Raw genomic sequence first — 16,273 nt, forward strand, 5'->3', positions numbered from 1 at the left:
TCTTTGTTTTGTTATACTTTCTGGTTAGAAGAAACTAACAAAGAAAGGATATTCCATTATGAGACGAATTCAAACCGGCGTGATTGCCGTATGCCTCGCCGCCGCTCTCCTGTCAGGCTGTGCAGGTTCTTCCGCCCAGAGTACCGCAAGCAGCACTGCCGCAAGTTCTGCGGCAGCTTCTTCCATCAGCACCACTGCTGTTTCCGCCAACTATGACGGAGGTTCCGGCACGCAGGAAGACCCCTACCAGATCAACAGCGTAGATTCCCTGCTGACCTTTGCTTCCAACGTCAACGATGGCTCGCAGGGCGGCTATGCCGGTGTTTCCTTCAAGCTGACCAGTGATCTGGACCTGTCTGGCGTCGAGTGGGCTCCCATCGGCAACATGAACGACATGGAAACACACTCCACCCTGTTCCTCGGCTCCTTTGATGGCGACGGCCATACCATTTCCAACCTGAACTATACTTCGGATGTTTACAACTGCGGTGCCGGTCTGTTCGGCGTAAGCTGCGGTGAGGTGAAAAATCTGACACTGGAAAATGCCACGGTCGCAGTAACGGAAGGCACTTCCATGGCCATTGGCGGTGTTGTGGGCTACAACATGGGCTCTGTAGACAACGTCACACTGAAAGGTGATTCCACCATTACCGGCAACAACTGTGTCGGCGGCATCGTGGGCGGCAACAACAACTCCATCACCAACTGCACGGTGGAGGGCGCTACCGTGGTCGTCATCGGTGACAATCACTTTACCGATCAGATCATCCAGGCAGACGTTGCCGAGTGCGGCGGTCTGGTAGTCGGCGGCAGCTTTGGCGGCAGCATCGACAGCTGCACCGCATCCGGCACCGTAAAAGCCACCGGCAATGAGCCGGTGGGTCTGGGCGGCATCGGTGGCTGTCTGGAAATGATGGACACCATCACCAACTGCACCGCTGATGTGACCATCGAGAGCGAAAACGGCGGTCACGCCATTGGCGGTTTATGCGGCTATGCGGGTACTCATTCCAACCCGGATATCTGCCTTGAGACGGAAGGCTTCTCCACTAAAAACTATCCCTCTGTCATTGACAACTGCAATGTGACCGTGAACATCAAGGCAAACGGTGCCACCCATGTGGGCGGCCTTGTGGGTACCGGTCTGTACTACTACGGTGAGGAGACGGTTTTCAAAATCACCAACTGCTCGGTAAAGGGCAGCATTGACGGTGCCGTTACACCCGGTACCGTTGCAGGCCGCGCCGAGGGCAGCACCATTGAAAGCTGCACTGCCGATGTGACCATTGACGAGAACGCTGGTACGGAGCAGGTCGGCACAACGACCCAGATGTACGAAAGCGCAGACCAGTAAAATGATTTTCTCCATAAGGGCAATCAAGTTCGCACAATGATAACTTGATTGCAAAGAAAAAGGCAGGATACCACCGTCATGGTGATACCCTGCCTTTGCTCGTTTACCGTTCCGAGTAGTCCCTCCGCAGAACCTCCGATAAACAAAAAACGTACCCGAACCCTTTCTCGTAAAGAATCGGGTTCGAGTACGAACTGTATGGTGGACGGTACAGGACTCGAACCTGTGACCTCCTGCACGTCAAGCAGATGCTCTACCAGCTGAGCTAACCGTCCATATTCTGTTTTGCCGAAATCAGCTAGACTATAATACCATAGCCTGTGCCAAAAAGCAAGACCTTTTTTCAAAAATTGTAAAACTTTTTTGAAAAAGCACCCCGAAATCCGGCTTCTGTGCGGTGCAACGCGGGTTTTGGGGCGGCGGACGACAGCTTTCTTGTTGCCCCCAACCAGACGTTGTGCTATAATAGAAAATTATAATAGGAGTAGTGTCGGAAAGGGAACACAGCATGAGAGTTTTGGGCATCGACCCCGGTTACGCAATCGTGGGCTGGGGCGTGGTGGAGTATGCGGGCAACCGCTTTGCGCCGGTGGATTTCGGCGCGGTGTGCACGGACGCGGGCGTACCGTTTGAGCGGCGGCTGGATGAGGTGTATACCGGCATCAAGGAGGTCATCGAGCGCACAAAGCCCGAGGTGCTTGCCATCGAAAAGCTGTTCTACCAGCACAACCAGACCACCGTGATCGGCGTAGCCGAGGCGCGCGGGGTCATACTGCTGGCGGCGGCGCAGGCGGGGCTGCCCATCTACGAGTATACCCCCATGCAGGTCAAGCAGGCGGTTACCGGCTACGGCAAGGCCGTGAAAAAGCAGGTGCAGGAGATGACCCGGGTGCTGCTGCATCTGCCCGCCGTGCCAAAGCCGGACGACACCGCCGATGCGCTGGCCATGGCCATTACCTTCTGCCACACCAACGGCAACCAGCTCAACCGCTATACCCGCCGGGTGGCGGGCCCCATCTGACCGCATACCACAGCCGCCCTGCGGGGCGGCGGGTCTTGACTGAGAGGATTCTATGATCTACTGTCTGACTGGAAAAATCGTGAAAAAAAGCCTGAACGCCGTGGTGCTCAGCTGCGGCGGCGTGGGCTACTATACCCAGTGCCCGGCCAGCGTGGCGGGGGCACTGCCCGGTGTGGGGCAGGAAACCACTCTGTACACCGTGATGAGCGTGACCGAGAACGATGTAAGCCTGTACGGCTTTGCCACCGAGGAGCAGCAGGCCTGCTTTGAGATGCTGACCGCCGTGTCCGGCGTGGGCCCCAAGGTGGGGCTTGCCATCCTCAGCGTCATGGAGCCGCAGCGGGTGGCGCTGGCCATCTCGGCAGGGGACCACAAGGCCTTTAAGGCTGCCTCCGGCGTTGGCCCGAAGCTGGCGCAGCGCATCGTGCTGGAACTGAAGGATAAGGTGGCCAAGGGCTTTGTGGACGGCATCTCGCTGGAGGATGTGGCGGGCTCTGCCGCCGACACGCCCGCGACCCAAAGCAGTGCACAAGCCATTGCGGCGCTGGTGTCGCTGGGCTACAGCCAGAGCGAGGCGGCACTGGCCATCGCAAAGATCGATGCCACGCTGCCGGTGGAAGAGATCATCAAGCTGGCCTTGCGCAGCATGGCAGGCAGGAGGTAAGCAATGCAGGACGATACCGCGCTGTACGGCGCAAAAATGATGCAACCCGCCATGACCCCGGCGGACAGTGAGGAAAATAACCTCCGCCCGCAGCATCTGGAGGACTACATCGGGCAGGAAAAGGCCAAGCAGAACCTTAAAATTTATCTGGAAGCCGCCAAGCGCCGGGGCGAGCCGGTGGATCACATTTTGCTGTACGGCCCGCCGGGTCTGGGCAAGACCACGCTGGCGGGCATCATCGCCAACGAGATGGGGGTGCAGATCCGCATCACCAGCGGCCCGGCTATTGAAAAGCCCGGCGACCTTGCCGCCCTGCTGACCAACCTGCAGGAGGGCGATGTGCTGTTCATCGACGAGATCCACCGCCTGTCCCGGCAGGTGGAGGAGGTGCTGTATCCCGCGCTGGAGGACTACGCGCTGGATATCATGATCGGCAAAGGCCCCAGCGCCCAGAGCATCCGCATCAACCTGCCCCGCTTCACGCTGGTGGGCGCTACCACCCGCGCCGGACAGATCACCGGCCCGCTGCGCGACCGTTTCGGCGTGCTGCTCAAGCTGGAACTGTACAGCCCGGACGAGCTTTCCCGCATCATCATGCGGTCGGCGGGCATTCTGGATCAGCCCATCACCCCGGAAGGCGCTTACGAGCTGGCAAAGTGCAGCCGTGGCACCCCCCGCGTGGCGAACCGCTTTTTGAAGCGCATCCGCGACTTCGCCACTGTGCTGGGCGACGGCATCATCGATCGGGATGTGGCGCTGCTGGGTCTGAAGCGGATGGACGTGGACGCGCTGGGTCTGGATGAGCTGGACCGCAGCCTGCTGCGCGCCATCATTGAGATGTACAACGGTGGCCCGGTAGGTCTGGAAACGCTGGCCGCTGCGCTGGGCGAGGAGGCGGTCACGCTGGAGGATCTGTGCGAGCCGTATCTGATGCAGATGGGCTTTTTGACCCGCACCCCGCGCGGACGCTGCGCCACCCGCCTTGCCTATGAGCATCTGGGCATGAAAGCCCCGGAGACCGGCAGCGCCGAGGAAAACGGCCAGCAGAGCCTGTTCTGATCTATCATATAAAGGAATTAAACGGAAGGAGGACGCTATGCGCCCTGCAGATACTTGGAAAGACTATGAACTGCTGGATGCCACCGACGGCAACCGGCTGGAACGCTGGGGAGAGACTTTGCTCATCCGCCCCGACCCGCAGGTGGTGTGGAAGACCCCCAAGCAAAGCCCCCTGTGGGCAAAGGCAGATGCCATCTACCACCGCTCCAATCAGGGCGGCGGCGAGTGGGAGTACCGCCGCCGTCTGCCGGAAAAGTGGAAGATCAGCTGCGGCGAGGGGGAGGATAAGCTCACCCTCATCGTCAGCCCCACCGGCTTCAAGCACACCGGCGTGTTCCCGGAACAGGCGGTCAACTGGGCTTGGTACCAGCAGAAGATCCGCGCCGCGAACCGTCCGGTGAAGGTGCTGAACCTCTTCGGCTACACCGGCGGCGCTACGCTGGCCTGTGCCGCTGCCGGTGCTACCGTCTGCCATGTGGATGCCTCCAAGGGCATCGTGGCATGGGGCAAGGACAACGCCGTGGCAAGCGGCCTGACCGATAAGCCCATCCGCTGGCTGGTGGACGACTGCGCCAAGTTCGTGGCGCGGGAAAAGCGCCGGGGCAACACCTACGATGGCATCATCATGGACCCGCCCAGCTACGGGCGCGGCCCCGGCGGCGAGATCTGGAAACTGGAGGACTGCATCTACGACCTCATCAGCCAGTGCGAAGAGGTGCTCAGCGATACCCCGCTGTTCTTTGCGGTCAACAGCTACACCACCGGCCTGTCCCCGGCGGTCATGGAGTATATGCTCAAGACCACGCTGGTGCCCCGCTTTGGCGGCAAAACCAGCTGCGATGAGATCGGCCTGCCGGTGTCTGCCACCGGCGGCGTGGTGCCCTGCGGCGCCACCGCCATTTGGGAAGAATAAGGAAAGAACTCCCTCAGTCACGGCTGTCGCCGTGCCAGCTCCCTCGGGGAGGGAGCCTTTGGCAAAACCGAAAACTTATCCTCTTCGCCAGAGGCTCCCCCTTTGGGGGAGCTGGCAAATCTGTAAAGATTTGACTGAGAGGGCGAGGACGTTAAAAATAAGCAAGCAATTTCAATAGAATGGGGTACAGCCCCTTTCGGAGGGGCGCACCACCAGAAAGAGAAACAAAGCATGAGTGATACGATTTTAACTGCTGAAAATTTGAAGTTCCGCTACGATGCCGAGCAGCCGGTCTATGCGCTGGACGGCGTATCTGCGCAGGTAAAGCGCGGGGAGTTCGTGGCGGTACTGGGTGCAAACGGCTGCGGCAAATCCACGCTGGCTAAGCACTTCAACGCCATTCTGCTGCCCGAGAGCGGCAAGGTGTATGTGGAGGGCATGGACACCGCAGACGAAGACAAGCTCTACGATATCCGCCAGACCGTGGGCATGGTGTTCCAGAACCCGGACAACCAGATCGTGGCGACCGTGGTGGAAGAGGACGTGGCCTTTGCGCTGGAAAACCTCGGCGTGCCGCAGGACGAGATGCGCCGCCGGGTGGACGACTCCATGAAGATGGCCGGCATCTACGAATACCGCGAGCGTGCACCCCACAACCTTTCCGGCGGTCAGAAGCAGCGGGTGGCGATTGCCGGTGTGGTTGCCATGCGCCCGGACTGCCTGATCCTGGACGAAGCCACCGCCATGCTGGATCCGCGCGGCCGCGAGCAGGTGATGCAGACCATCCACTACCTGAACAGGAACATGGGCATCACGGTGGTGTCTATCACCCACTATATGGAAGAAGCCGCACAGGCTGACCGTGTGCTGGTGATGAGCAAGGGTCATGTGGTGATGGAGGGCACCCCGAAAGAGGTGTTCAGCCAGACCGAAAAGGTGCGTAGTCTGCATCTGGACGTGCCGCAGGCTGCCGAGCTGCGGGACGAGCTGGTGAAGGCCGGCATCCCGATGCCGGAGGGCATCATCGACACCGGTGCCTGCGCACAGGCGCTATATGAGCTGCTGCAGTAAGGGGGGCGGACGAAATGGCAGATATCATTAAGGTAGAACATCTGAGCTACGTCTATAACCCCGGCCTGCCCACCGCAGTGACCGCGCTGGATGACGTGAGCTTTACCGTAGAAGAGGGCGATTTTGTGGGCATCATCGGGGCGACCGGCTCCGGCAAAAGCACCCTCATCACCCACATGAACGGCCTGAATAAGCCCACCAGCGGCAAAATTTACATTGACGGCCGCGATTTGTGGGCAGACCCGGAAAAGATCCGGGATTTCCGTTTCCTCACCGGGCTTGTGTTCCAGTACCCGGAATACCAGCTGTTTGAGGAGACCTGCTACAAAGACATCGCCTTTGGCCCCAAGAACATGGGCTTGGACGAAGCCGAGGTAGACCGCCGCGTCCACGAAGCCGCAGACTTTGTGGGCTTGGACCCGGCGCTTTTGGAGCGCAGCCCCTTTGAACTGTCCGGCGGTCAGAAGCGCCGGGTGGCGGTGGCCGGCGTCATGGCCATGAAGCCCCGCATCCTTGTGCTGGACGAGCCCGCCGCCGGTCTTGACCCGGAGGGACGGGACGATATCCTTTCCGAGGTGAAGGAATACCACAAAAAGACCGGCACCACCGTGCTGCTGGTGTCCCACAGCATGGAGGATATTGCCAAGTATGCCAACCGCGTGCTGGTGATGAGCAACAAGAAAATTGCCATGTACGACACGGTGGAAAAGGTCTTTGCCCGCGCTCCGGAGCTGCTGGAGCTGGGGCTGTCGGTGCCGCAGGTGACTAAAATTTTCCTCAAGCTGCGGGAGATGGGGGTGGACGTCCCGGCGGACGTGTACACCATTCCTTACGCGGTCAAGACCCTGCTGGAAGCCAAGCGCCGCCGCGATGCCGGGGAAAGTCTTGTGCTGCCCCGCAGCGCTGCCCGGAAAGGGGGTGCTGTCTGATGCTGCGAGATATCACCATCGGTCAGCACTTCCCGGGCAACAGTCTGGTGCACCGGTTCGACCCCAGACTGAAGCTTGTGCTGACGGTCGCCTATATCGTGCTGCTGTTTGCAGCCTCCAACCCCTTGGGGCTTACTTTGTCCATCCTCTTTTTGGGGGTCATGTACAAGATGGCAAAAATTCCGGTCAAGATGATCGGCAAAAGCCTGAAGCCCATTCTGCCCATCGTGCTGTTCACGGCGGTGCTGAACCTCTTCTTTGTCTCCGGCGAGGGCGACCCGCTGGTGCATTTCTGGTTTTTGAACATCTACGCCGAGGGCGTGCGCTATGCAGTGCTGATGGCGGTGCGCGTGATGGCGCTCATCGCGGGCACCAGCCTGCTTACCTACACCACCAGCCCCATCGTGCTGACCGATGCCATTGAGCAGCTGCTCAAGCCCTTGGGCAAGCTGCACTTCCCGGTGCACGAGCTGGCGATGATGATGAGCATTGCCCTGCGCTTTATCCCCACCCTCATCGAGGAGACGGATAAGATCATGAACGCGCAAAAAGCGCGCGGCGCGCAGCTGGACACCGGCAAGATGACCGACCGGGTCAAGGCGCTGGTGCCGGTGCTCATCCCGCTGTTCATCTCGGCCTTCCGCCGCGCGGACGAGCTGGCTATGGCCATGGAGTGCCGCTGCTACCGCGGCGGCACAGGCCGCACCCGCCTGAAGGTGCTGCGCTGCGAAAAGCAGGACTACATCGACCTTGCGGTCTGCATCGCCTGCTTTGCCGTCATCCTTGCCTCCCGGCTGGTGTTCCCGAATTATTAAAGAGGAGAACCCTCTCAGGCAATGCCTTGCGGCATTGCCAGCTCCCCCGAAAGGGGGAGCTTTTGGTACGGAACTTTTCTGATGAGAGAAAATGCCGCTTCCCGCTGCGGCCCCTCCGGTGAAAGTGTGTCTGTCGCGGTCCGCAGACCGCGACAGACACGAAATAAAAAACGATTTTCCGCTGAATATGGCCACAGCGAAGCGGAGGCCATTTTAAATCAGAACTATGAACTTTTTACTTACCCTTGCCTACGACGGCACAAATTACTGCGGCTTTCAGGTGCAGCCCAACGGGCGCAGTGTGGCGGCCACCTTTCAGGATGCGCTGGAAGCGGTGCTGGGCTCACGGCCCGATATCAAGGGCTGCAGCCGCACCGATGCCGGGGTGCACGCGCTGGGCTTTCGGCTGAATTTTCACGCCGACACCCGCATCCCGCCCCAAAAGCTGCCGCTGGCGCTCAACCAGCATCTGCCGCCGGATATCCGGGTGCTTGCAGTGCAGACTGTGCCGGAGGATTTCCACGCCCGGTACGCCGCCCATACCAAGACCTACCTGTACCGCATCCATAACCACCCCATCGACTCGCCCTTTGATGCCGCCTACTACACCCGCGTGCCCCGGCGGCTGGACGAATCCGCCATGCAGGCGGCGGCGCAGCAGTTCGTGGGCACCCACGATTTTCTGGCCCTGTGCGCGGCGGGCAGTTCTGCTGCCGCCCACGGGGACACCGTGCGCACCATCACGGACTGCCACGTTACCCGGCGCGGGGACGAGGTGGACATTGAAGTGACCGCCGACGGCTACCTGTACAATATGGTGCGCATTCTGGCGGGTACTTTGTGCGAGGTGGGCGCGGGGCGGCTGCGCGCTGCCGACATCCCCGCCATTCTGGCAAGCCGGGACCGCAGCCGGGCAGGCCCTACTCTGCCCGCAAAGGGCTTGTTCCTGAAGCGTGTGGAATACCCGGAAAGGAAGGAAGAGCAACTATGAAAAAGCTTCATCGCGGCGGCAGCAACCCGGACGGAGAACCGCTTTCTGCCGGACGGGTGGAATATCTGGAGGCAGCGCGCCAGCGGGTGCGCCGCCGCCGTTTGCGCCGTACTGTCATCATTCTGGCGGCGCTGATACTGGTCACCCTGTTTGCCACCGGCGCGGTGGGGGCATCCATCGCCCGGGTAAAGGATCTGGTGGATACGGTGCACATCGCCCTGTCCCCGGCGGTGGGCTGGCCGCAGCAGACCGGCCTTGGCGAGCTGACGGCCGTGCAGCCCATGTCCGGCAGCTTTGTGGCCATGGACGAGGATGCCTGTGCGGTGTACAGCTTAGGCGGCACCCGCCTTGCCAGCATCCAGAGCGGCTACGCCCGCCCGGCGCTGGCTGCGGGCAAGACCCGCTTTGTGCTGTACAACCGCTCTGGCAACGAGCTGCGGGTGGAAAGCCGCACCCAGAACCTGTACAGCAAAACGCTGGAAAACAGCATCTATCTGTGCGCCATGTCGGACACCGGCACGCTGGCAGTGGCCACCGATTCCGCCGACAGCACCGCCCGACTGACCGTGTACACCTCCACCATGACGGAGCAGCTGCACTGGGATATGACCAGCGCGCAGGGCACCCCGGTGCGGATGGCCTTTGCCGCCGACAGCCGCCGTCTGGCGGTGGCGGCGGTCACCTCCAGTGCCGGACAGTTACAGGCAAATCTCTTTGTGCTCAGCCTTGCGCAGGGCGACCCGGTGCAGCTGAGCAGCGGGGACAGCGTGCCCCAGTGGCTGGGCTGGCTGAACAACGACACCGTGCTGGCTGTGTATGAGAACTGTGCCGTGGTGTACGGTGCGGACGGCGGCGAGCGGGGGCGCTTTGACCTTGGTGGCGGCAGCCTTGTCAGCGTTTCGCAGGATGGCGCAAACGCCGCTCTGCTGCTGGAAAACGGGCAGGTGTGCACCGCCGTGCTGCTGGATAAAGATCTGAACGTGCAGTACAGCGGCAACGTGCCTGCGGCAAACCAGATCCTGCGCCGGGGTCAAAACTTTTATCTGCTTACCGACAGTGGTGTGGAATGTTTTGCCACAGATGGGGTGTATCAGTGGGGACAGGAACTTTCCGTCCGTCCGCAGGCACTCATCGCGGGCAAGCAGCTGCTGGTGCTGTGCGGCAACACGGTGCAGCAGATCGCTCCGCCGGAGCAAACGGCTTCCAGCGCCCGGTGAACGAGGGAAAAACCAGTATTTTTGCGGGGAAAGTGATCTTTATAACAGGGAAAACAAGGTATGTTCAAGAATCCGTCATTTCTTTTTGATATCCTATGTACGGTGGTCTGGCTGGTGCTGATGGTGCGCTACGCCCGCAAGGGTTTTCTGGCGTCCATCGTGCAGCTGTCCGGCAACCTCATCAGCCTGCTGGGCGCACGGCAGCTTTCTGCCGCCTGTGCGGGCTGGGTGTTTGAAAATCTGCTGGCCGGGGGCTTCCGTACCCAAATCGCCGCCCACCTTTCGGAGGACGGCGTGGTGAACCTTTCCGGCATTGCGCAGCAGTACGCGGGCTTTCTGCCCGAAAGCTTCCGCGCTTCCATCGTGGCGGCGTGCGAGCGCAGCATCAACGCTGTGCTGGCAGATAACGCCGTGGTGCTGGCCGATACCATCGTGGAAAAAGTATTGCAGCCGCTGCTCACCCCGGTGATCATGCTGGTGCTGTTCTTTGTGTTCTACGCGGTGCTGCGGCTGCTGGTCAGTATGCTGGTCACCGTGCTGGGGCTGGTGAATAAGCTCCCGGTCATCGGCACCGTCAACCGTGGTCTGGGCTGGCTGACCGGCGGCATGACCGCTCTGCTGGACCTATACCTCGTGCTGTGCGTGGTGTGGGGACTTGTGGTCATCACCGGCGGCAACTTAAATGTGCTCAACGACACTGTGATGCACAGCAGTCTTTACTATAAAGCGTTTAATGTGTTCAACCCCTTTTTGTAACAGGGGCGACAAGGAGGAACTATGGTCTGTATTCGATGCCAGAAGCGTCCGGCGATCATCTTTATCCAGCGGATGGAGAATGGTCAGATGAAGCAGGAGGGGTACTGTCTGCACTGTGCCCGGGAACTGCACATCAAGCCCGTGGACGATCTGATGAAACAATTCGGGATGTCGGAGCAGGATCTGGATAACATGGAAAACCGCATGGAGAGCATGATGGAGGAGCTGGGCGACTCCAACCCTCTTTCCATGCTGATGAATATGTCCGGCAGCGGCGAGGATGCCGATGCGGAGAACATGGACGAAGATCTTGTACCCGGCAGCAATGCCACCTTCCCGCTGGGCTTTACCGGCACGGAAAAGCAGGACGGCGACAAAAAGGCCGACCGCAAAAACGGCAAAAAGCCGCCCAAGCGCAAGTTTTTGGATACCTACTGCGAAAACCTGACCCGCAAGGCGCGGGAGGGCAAGCTGGATGATATCATCGGCCGCGACCGCGAGATCTACCGCACCATCCAGATCTTGAGCCGCCGCCAGAAGAATAACCCCTGCCTTATCGGTGAAGCCGGTGTGGGCAAGACCGCCATTGCCGAGGGCATTGCCGAGCGCATTGCCAAGGGTCAGGTGCCCATCGGTCTGCGGGATAAGGAAATTTTTCTGCTGGACCTCACCAGCCTTGTGGCGGGCACCCAGTTCCGCGGTCAGTTCGAGCAGCGGGTCAAGGGCTTGCTGAGCGAGGTAAAGGCTGCGGGCAACGTCATCCTGTTCATTGACGAGATCCACACCATCACCTCTGCCGGTGAGAGCGAGGGCGCCATGAACGCGGGCAACATCTTAAAGCCCGCCCTCTCCCGCGGAGAAATTCAGGTCATCGGTGCCACCACCTTTACCGAGTACCGCAAGTACATTGAAAAAGATCAGGCGTTGGAACGCCGTTTCCAGCCTGTGCGGGTGGAGGAGCCCAGCGTAGCCGACACCCTTGCCGTGATGAACGGCATCAAGCGCTACTACGAGCAGTACCATCATGTGCAGGTGCCCGCCGAGGTGCTTTCGGCGGTGGTCACCCTGAGCGAGCGCTACATCACCGACCGTTTTCTGCCGGATAAGGCCATCGACCTGCTGGACGAAGCCTGCGCCTGCTGCAATCTGGCGCACCCGGTCATCTCCGAGTATCTGGGAATGCAGAAGGAGCTGGACGCCCTGAAGCAGGAAGAAGCCGAGATGGAAAGCGCGGATGTGAACGAAGCCATCGACTACGAGCGCGTAGCCGAGCGCAAGACCCGCATCGCCAAGCTGGAATCCGAACTGCCCGCCAAGCAGGCCGCTGCCAGCGAAATTCAGGTGACCATGGACGATGTGGCAAAGGTCATCGAGCTGTGGACGGGCATCCCGGCGGTAAAGATTCGCGAGACCGAGTTCGTCAAGCTGGCAGGGCTGGAAGCCGCTTTGAAGCAGAAGGTCATCGGTCAGGACGAAGCCGTGCATCTGGTGGCGCAGGCCATCAAGCGCAGCCGCGCCGACCTTTCCGGCCGCCGCCGTCCCGCAAGCTTCATCTTTGTGGGCCCCACCGGCGTGGGCAAGACCGAGCTGGTCAAGCAGCTGGCAGAACAGCTGTTCGACGGCCCCGACCCGCTCATCCGTCTGGACATGAGCGAGTACATGGAAAAATACGCGGTGTCCCGTATGATTGGCTCTCCTCCGGGCTATGTGGGCTACGAGGAAGCCGGTCAGCTCACCGAGAAGGTGCGCCGCCGCCCGTACAGCGTGGTGCTGTTCGACGAGATTGAAAAGGCACACCCGGACGTGATGAACATTCTGCTGCAAATTCTGGACGAGGGCAAGATCAACGATGCGCAGGGACGCACGGTGGATTTCTCCAACACGGTCATCTGCATGACCTCCAACGCCGGCAGCAGCGACCAGAGCGCGGGCAGCCTTGGCTTTAACAAGAGCGACGCCCAGCGCAGCGAGGAAAAGACCCGCAAGGCGCTGGCACAGTTCCTGCGCCCGGAGTTCCTTGGCCGCGTGGACGAAGTGATCGCCTTCAAGCCCCTGACCGAGGAGACCCTGCAGGGCATCGCCGCCCTGATGCTGGACGAGTACAAGCCCGGCATGGAAGCCAAGGGCATCGCTTACAGCTACACCCCGGCAGCGCTCAAGGCACTGGTGCAAAAGAGTCAGGGCGGGCGCTTCGGCGCACGCGATTTGCGCCGCACCATCCGCAAGGCGGTGGAGGACCCCGCCGCCGAGCGCCTGATCGACGGCACGCTGGCATCCGGCGGCACCCTTGTGGTGGATGCCGATGAAAACGGCGAAGTCGTGCTGAAATAATCATAACCGCAAAGCACCCCGGCTGAAAACAGCTGGGGTGCTTTTTGTCTGCTCATAAAAACTTTTTGTAATATATACTTGACATTTAGAATAGTAAATGCTACTATATGTCCAGAGGATAAAACAAATGCCGACCCGGCAGGAAAGGAGCGTATCAATGCCGAAGAACCTGAAATTAAAGGCCGCCCGTGCGGAAAAGGATATGACGCAAGGCGCGCTTGCCGAAGCGGCAGGCGTTTCGCGCCAGACTATCAACGCCATTGAAAAAGGAGAGTACAACCCCACCATCAACCTTTGCCGCAGTATCTGTAAAATTCTGGATAAGACACTGGATGAACTGTTCTGGGAGGAATGAACTATGAAATTTTCACTATACAGCAAGAAAAACCAGTTGGACGAGATGCAGGAGCAGACCATGCGCAAAATTGAAAGCCATGGCTTCTGGCTGCTGTGGGGCAGCCTTCTGGCGGCGTGGATCGTGCAGATGATGTTCGGGGCTGCGGACAAGGCTGCCGGAGAGTGGGTCGTATTCATGATCGGCTGTATCTATATGGTTGTCGCGTGTCTGCGCAATGGTCTGTGGGATCGCCACCTTTCGGATACGGCCCCGGCCAATGCCGTGTATTCTCTGGTGGCTGCGGTGGCGGTTACGCTGATCTGCGGTTTTTCCTATGGATACTGGGTCGGTGCTGTTTTTGCCGGTGTTTTTACCGGCATCCTGTGCTTTGCATTGCTGCAACTGTGCGCCGCATTGACACGCAAACGGCGCGAGCATCTGGATGACCCGAAGGACGGAGAATAATATTACGCAAAAGGGCTGCTGCACATCGTTTGATGCAGCAGCCCCTTTTTGCATGGGTGCATGGTATTATCCCGCATTGACAAATCTGCGCAGAATAAGTACAATAAAACATAGCTATCCGCAAATTTTTTGCATGAGAATAAAGGAGCGTTTTTCTATGCCGAGCAATAAAGTCCGCACCCGTTTTGCACCCTCGCCCACGGGTTATATGCACGTTGGCAACCTGCGTACTGCCCTGTACACCTACCTGATGGCCAAGCACGAGGATGGCACCTTCATCCTGCGCATTGAGGATACCGATCAGGGCCGCTATGTGGAGGGCGCTGTGGATGTCATCTACAACACCCTGCGGGAGACCGGCCTTCTGTGGGACGAGGGCCCGGATATCGGCGGCCCCGTGGGCCCCTATGTGCAGAGCGAGCGCATGGGCATGTTCAAGCAGTATGCCGAGCAGCTGGTGGCAGAGGGCAAAGCCTATTACTGCTTCTGCACCGAGGAGCGGCTGGAGGCTCTGCACGCCGAGCAGCGCGCTGCCGGTGAGATGACCCACTACGACGGCTGCTGCCGAGAGCTGCCCAAGGAGGAAGTGGAAAAGCGCCTTGCCGCAGGCGAGCCTTACGTCATCCGCCAGAAGATCCCCCGCGAGGGCGTGACCGGCTTTGACGATGTGGTGTACGGCCACATCGAGGTGAACAACAGCGAGATGGACGACCAGATCCTCATCAAGACCGACGGGATGCCCACCTACAACTTTGCCAACGTTGTGGACGACCACCTGATGGGCATTACCCACGTCATCCGCGGCAGCGAGTACCTGTCCTCCACCCCCAAGTATAACCTGCTGTATCAGGCCTTTGGCTGGGACATCCCCACCTATATCCACTGCCCGCCGGTGATGAAGGACGCCCAGAACAAGCTGTCCAAGCGCAACGGCGATGCCAGCTATCAGGATCTGGTGGCAAAGGGCTACCTGACCGAGGCGGTGCTGAACTATATCTGCCTGCTGGGCTGGAGCCCCCGCGGCGAGTACGCCGAGCAGGAGATCTTCTCCCTGCCGGAGCTGGTCAAGATCTGGTCCCCGGAGGGCATCTCCAAGTCTCCCGCCATCTTCGACCCCCTCAAGCTGCGCGCCATCAATGCGGAGTATATCCGCCGCCTGAGCCCCGAGGAATTCCAGAAAAAGGCCGAGCCGTGGATCGACAGCGCCGTGCACAGCGCCATCGACAAAAAGCTGCTGTGCGCAAACCTGCAGCCCCGGTGCGAGGTGCTGGGCGAGATCCCCGAGCAGCTGGATTTCTTTGACGCCATGCCGGAGTACGACGTGAGCCTGTACGCCAACAAAAAGCAAAAGACCACCCCGGAGACTGCAAAAGAAGCACTGGAAGCCCTGCTGCCGGTGCTGAGCGACGAGGCTCTGGATTTTGCAAACCGCGATGCCGTGTTCGATGCCTGCAAGGCCAAGGCAGAGGAGCTGGGCAAAAAGAACGGCTGGCTGCTCTACCCGCTGGGCATTGCCCTTTCCGGCAAGCAGCGCACCCCCGGCGGCGGCACCGACCTTGCCTGCATGATGGGCCGCGAAAAGACCCTGCAGCGCGTGCAGGATGCCATTGCAAAGCTGAACGGTTAAGTGATATAAGTACAGTGATCTGGGAGGTGGAACCTATGATGTACCCGTTTATGACATTGGACGACGATACCGAAATCGTGCATTCCGAGATGAAGCCCGATGGCCGGGTGAAGGTGTACCTTGAAAAACCGGATGCAGAAGATTGTTTCCACTCAGCAGTGTGCTGGCTGCCGGGCTATGACTGGCAGGAGGTGCACGGTTTCACGCCGGAGGAGATCGCGCGGTATCAGAAAATCGTGGAGTCCACCGCGCATCTGATCTTGCAGTTCTCCCAAGAAGGAGGCGTGGAAAATGCCGCAGGTTTTTAAGGTTGGCTCCTACTGGGTCTACTTCTGGGCCAATGAGAACGAACCGCTGGAGCCAATCCATGTGCACGTTGCACAGGGGGCACCCAACAGCAACGCCACCAAGATCTGGATCACCAAGGCGGGTGGCTGCTACCTGTGCAATAATAACTCTCAGATCCCGCCCCGGGTGCTGCGCAACATTATGGCAGTTATTGAAGCGCGCAGCGGGGAAGTGATCGAAAAATGGACAGCCTTTTTTGGCGAGATCCGCTATTTCTGCTGAACAGTTGAAAATACCCCCAAAGCCCTGCGGCAAAATGACGGCCGCAGGGCTTTTTTGCGTCTTTGGGCGGGTTTGGGGCGGTTCTATGCACCGCGCCAAAAAGCGCCGCTGCCCCGCGTTACAGTATATGCAGACAGTGCGGGGAACAGAACA

17 protein-coding genes and 1 tRNA gene are annotated in these 16,273 nt (G+C 59.7%); 17 read left to right on the forward strand and 1 reads right to left on the reverse strand.

Annotated elements, in window-relative coordinates:
- Positions 1–58 precede the first annotated feature (58 nt).
- Entirely contained in the window at positions 59–1,354 is a 1,296-nt protein-coding gene (locus MTP43_RS01010) for a GLUG motif-containing protein (RefSeq protein WP_097774243.1), read from the forward strand.
- Between the two features lie 199 nt (positions 1,355–1,553).
- Here MTP43_RS01010 and MTP43_RS01015 read toward each other — a convergent pair.
- Positions 1,554–1,629, reverse strand: a tRNA-Val gene (locus MTP43_RS01015).
- Positions 1,630–1,862: 233 nt separating this feature from the next.
- Here MTP43_RS01015 and ruvC point away from each other — a divergent pair.
- The 16 genes from ruvC (at position 1,863) to MTP43_RS01095 (ending at position 16,120) form a co-directional block, all read left to right on the forward strand.
- Positions 1,863–2,375, forward strand: coding sequence for a crossover junction endodeoxyribonuclease RuvC (gene ruvC, locus MTP43_RS01020; protein ID WP_005921987.1), 513 nt, complete (start codon positions 1,863–1,865; stop codon positions 2,373–2,375).
- Positions 2,376–2,427: 52 nt separating this feature from the next.
- A complete protein-coding gene (ruvA, locus tag MTP43_RS01025; protein WP_055186644.1) occupies positions 2,428–3,039 on the forward strand; it encodes a Holliday junction branch migration protein RuvA in 612 nt (203 codons plus the stop codon).
- Between the two features lie 3 nt (positions 3,040–3,042).
- Entirely contained in the window at positions 3,043–4,098 is a 1,056-nt protein-coding gene (gene ruvB, locus MTP43_RS01030) for a Holliday junction branch migration DNA helicase RuvB (protein WP_055186645.1), read from the forward strand.
- A 37-nt stretch (positions 4,099–4,135) separates the two neighbouring features.
- Complete coding sequence (locus MTP43_RS01035) at positions 4,136–5,011, forward strand: class I SAM-dependent methyltransferase (protein ID WP_005921982.1); 876 nt, start codon at positions 4,136–4,138, stop codon at positions 5,009–5,011.
- Between the two features lie 231 nt (positions 5,012–5,242).
- Complete coding sequence (locus tag MTP43_RS01040; RefSeq protein WP_112090966.1) at positions 5,243–6,082, forward strand: energy-coupling factor transporter ATPase; 840 nt, start codon at positions 5,243–5,245, stop codon at positions 6,080–6,082.
- A gap of 14 nt (positions 6,083–6,096) precedes the next feature.
- Positions 6,097–7,011 carry an energy-coupling factor transporter ATPase gene (locus MTP43_RS01045; protein WP_113620689.1) on the forward strand — a complete coding sequence of 305 codons (915 nt, stop codon included), beginning with the start codon at positions 6,097–6,099 and terminating at the stop codon, positions 7,009–7,011.
- The gene (locus MTP43_RS01050) at positions 7,011–7,826 is read left to right on the forward strand and encodes an energy-coupling factor transporter transmembrane component T family protein (protein WP_015537228.1); all 816 of its coding nucleotides are present in this window, start codon (positions 7,011–7,013) and stop codon (positions 7,824–7,826) included. Before MTP43_RS01045 ends, MTP43_RS01050 begins: the two co-directional genes overlap by 1 nt.
- A gap of 226 nt (positions 7,827–8,052) precedes the next feature.
- A complete protein-coding gene (gene truA, locus MTP43_RS01055; RefSeq protein ID WP_015537229.1) occupies positions 8,053–8,817 on the forward strand; it encodes a tRNA pseudouridine(38-40) synthase TruA in 765 nt (254 codons plus the stop codon).
- Positions 8,814–10,034, forward strand: coding sequence for a DUF5711 family protein (locus MTP43_RS01060; protein WP_113620690.1), 1,221 nt, complete (start codon positions 8,814–8,816; stop codon positions 10,032–10,034). Before truA ends, MTP43_RS01060 begins: the two co-directional genes overlap by 4 nt.
- 60 nt (positions 10,035–10,094) lie before the next feature.
- Entirely contained in the window at positions 10,095–10,790 is a 696-nt protein-coding gene (locus tag MTP43_RS01065; protein ID WP_113620691.1) for a hypothetical protein, read from the forward strand.
- A gap of 21 nt (positions 10,791–10,811) precedes the next feature.
- Entirely contained in the window at positions 10,812–13,121 is a 2,310-nt protein-coding gene (locus tag MTP43_RS01070) for an ATP-dependent Clp protease ATP-binding subunit (protein WP_097785304.1), read from the forward strand.
- Positions 13,122–13,278: 157 nt separating this feature from the next.
- Positions 13,279–13,476, forward strand: coding sequence for a helix-turn-helix transcriptional regulator (locus tag MTP43_RS01075; protein WP_015537233.1), 198 nt, complete (start codon positions 13,279–13,281; stop codon positions 13,474–13,476).
- Positions 13,477–13,479: 3 nt separating this feature from the next.
- The gene (locus tag MTP43_RS01080; RefSeq protein ID WP_097785305.1) at positions 13,480–13,923 is read left to right on the forward strand and encodes a DUF6773 family protein; all 444 of its coding nucleotides are present in this window, start codon (positions 13,480–13,482) and stop codon (positions 13,921–13,923) included.
- 157 nt (positions 13,924–14,080) lie between these two features.
- A complete protein-coding gene (gene gltX / locus MTP43_RS01085) occupies positions 14,081–15,550 on the forward strand; it encodes a glutamate--tRNA ligase (protein WP_015537235.1) in 1,470 nt (489 codons plus the stop codon).
- Positions 15,551–15,585: 35 nt separating this feature from the next.
- Positions 15,586–15,858 carry a hypothetical protein gene (locus MTP43_RS01090; protein WP_005921958.1) on the forward strand — a complete coding sequence of 91 codons (273 nt, stop codon included), beginning with the start codon at positions 15,586–15,588 and terminating at the stop codon, positions 15,856–15,858.
- Positions 15,842–16,120: a DUF4160 domain-containing protein gene (locus MTP43_RS01095; RefSeq protein ID WP_005921956.1), complete on the forward strand. Its 279-nt coding sequence runs from the start codon at positions 15,842–15,844 to the stop codon at positions 16,118–16,120. The genes MTP43_RS01090 and MTP43_RS01095 overlap by 17 nt, the downstream gene beginning before the upstream one ends.
- Positions 16,121–16,273 lie beyond the last annotated feature (153 nt).

The organism is Faecalibacterium sp. IP-1-18, assembly GCF_023347355.1.
GTDB classification, from domain to species: Bacteria; Bacillota; Clostridia; order Oscillospirales; family Ruminococcaceae; genus Faecalibacterium; species Faecalibacterium prausnitzii.

Coding starts and splice junctions, on each gene's coding strand:
- MTP43_RS01010 (WP_097774243.1), top strand. CDS start 59: ATGAGACGAATTCAAACCGGCGTGATTGCCGTATGCCTCGCCGCCGCT.
- ruvC (WP_005921987.1), top strand. CDS start 1,863: ATGAGAGTTTTGGGCATCGACCCCGGTTACGCAATCGTGGGCTGGGGC.
- ruvA (WP_055186644.1), top strand. CDS start 2,428: ATGATCTACTGTCTGACTGGAAAAATCGTGAAAAAAAGCCTGAACGCC.
- ruvB (WP_055186645.1), top strand. CDS start 3,043: ATGCAGGACGATACCGCGCTGTACGGCGCAAAAATGATGCAACCCGCC.
- MTP43_RS01035 (WP_005921982.1), top strand. CDS start 4,136: ATGCGCCCTGCAGATACTTGGAAAGACTATGAACTGCTGGATGCCACC.
- MTP43_RS01040 (WP_112090966.1), top strand. CDS start 5,243: ATGAGTGATACGATTTTAACTGCTGAAAATTTGAAGTTCCGCTACGAT.
- MTP43_RS01045 (WP_113620689.1), top strand. CDS start 6,097: ATGGCAGATATCATTAAGGTAGAACATCTGAGCTACGTCTATAACCCC.
- MTP43_RS01050 (WP_015537228.1), top strand. CDS start 7,011: ATGCTGCGAGATATCACCATCGGTCAGCACTTCCCGGGCAACAGTCTG.
- truA (WP_015537229.1), top strand. CDS start 8,053: ATGAACTTTTTACTTACCCTTGCCTACGACGGCACAAATTACTGCGGC.
- MTP43_RS01060 (WP_113620690.1), top strand. CDS start 8,814: ATGAAAAAGCTTCATCGCGGCGGCAGCAACCCGGACGGAGAACCGCTT.
- MTP43_RS01065 (WP_113620691.1), top strand. CDS start 10,095: ATGTTCAAGAATCCGTCATTTCTTTTTGATATCCTATGTACGGTGGTC.
- MTP43_RS01070 (WP_097785304.1), top strand. CDS start 10,812: ATGGTCTGTATTCGATGCCAGAAGCGTCCGGCGATCATCTTTATCCAG.
- MTP43_RS01075 (WP_015537233.1), top strand. CDS start 13,279: ATGCCGAAGAACCTGAAATTAAAGGCCGCCCGTGCGGAAAAGGATATG.
- MTP43_RS01080 (WP_097785305.1), top strand. CDS start 13,480: ATGAAATTTTCACTATACAGCAAGAAAAACCAGTTGGACGAGATGCAG.
- gltX (WP_015537235.1), top strand. CDS start 14,081: ATGCCGAGCAATAAAGTCCGCACCCGTTTTGCACCCTCGCCCACGGGT.
- MTP43_RS01090 (WP_005921958.1), top strand. CDS start 15,586: ATGATGTACCCGTTTATGACATTGGACGACGATACCGAAATCGTGCAT.
- MTP43_RS01095 (WP_005921956.1), top strand. CDS start 15,842: ATGCCGCAGGTTTTTAAGGTTGGCTCCTACTGGGTCTACTTCTGGGCC.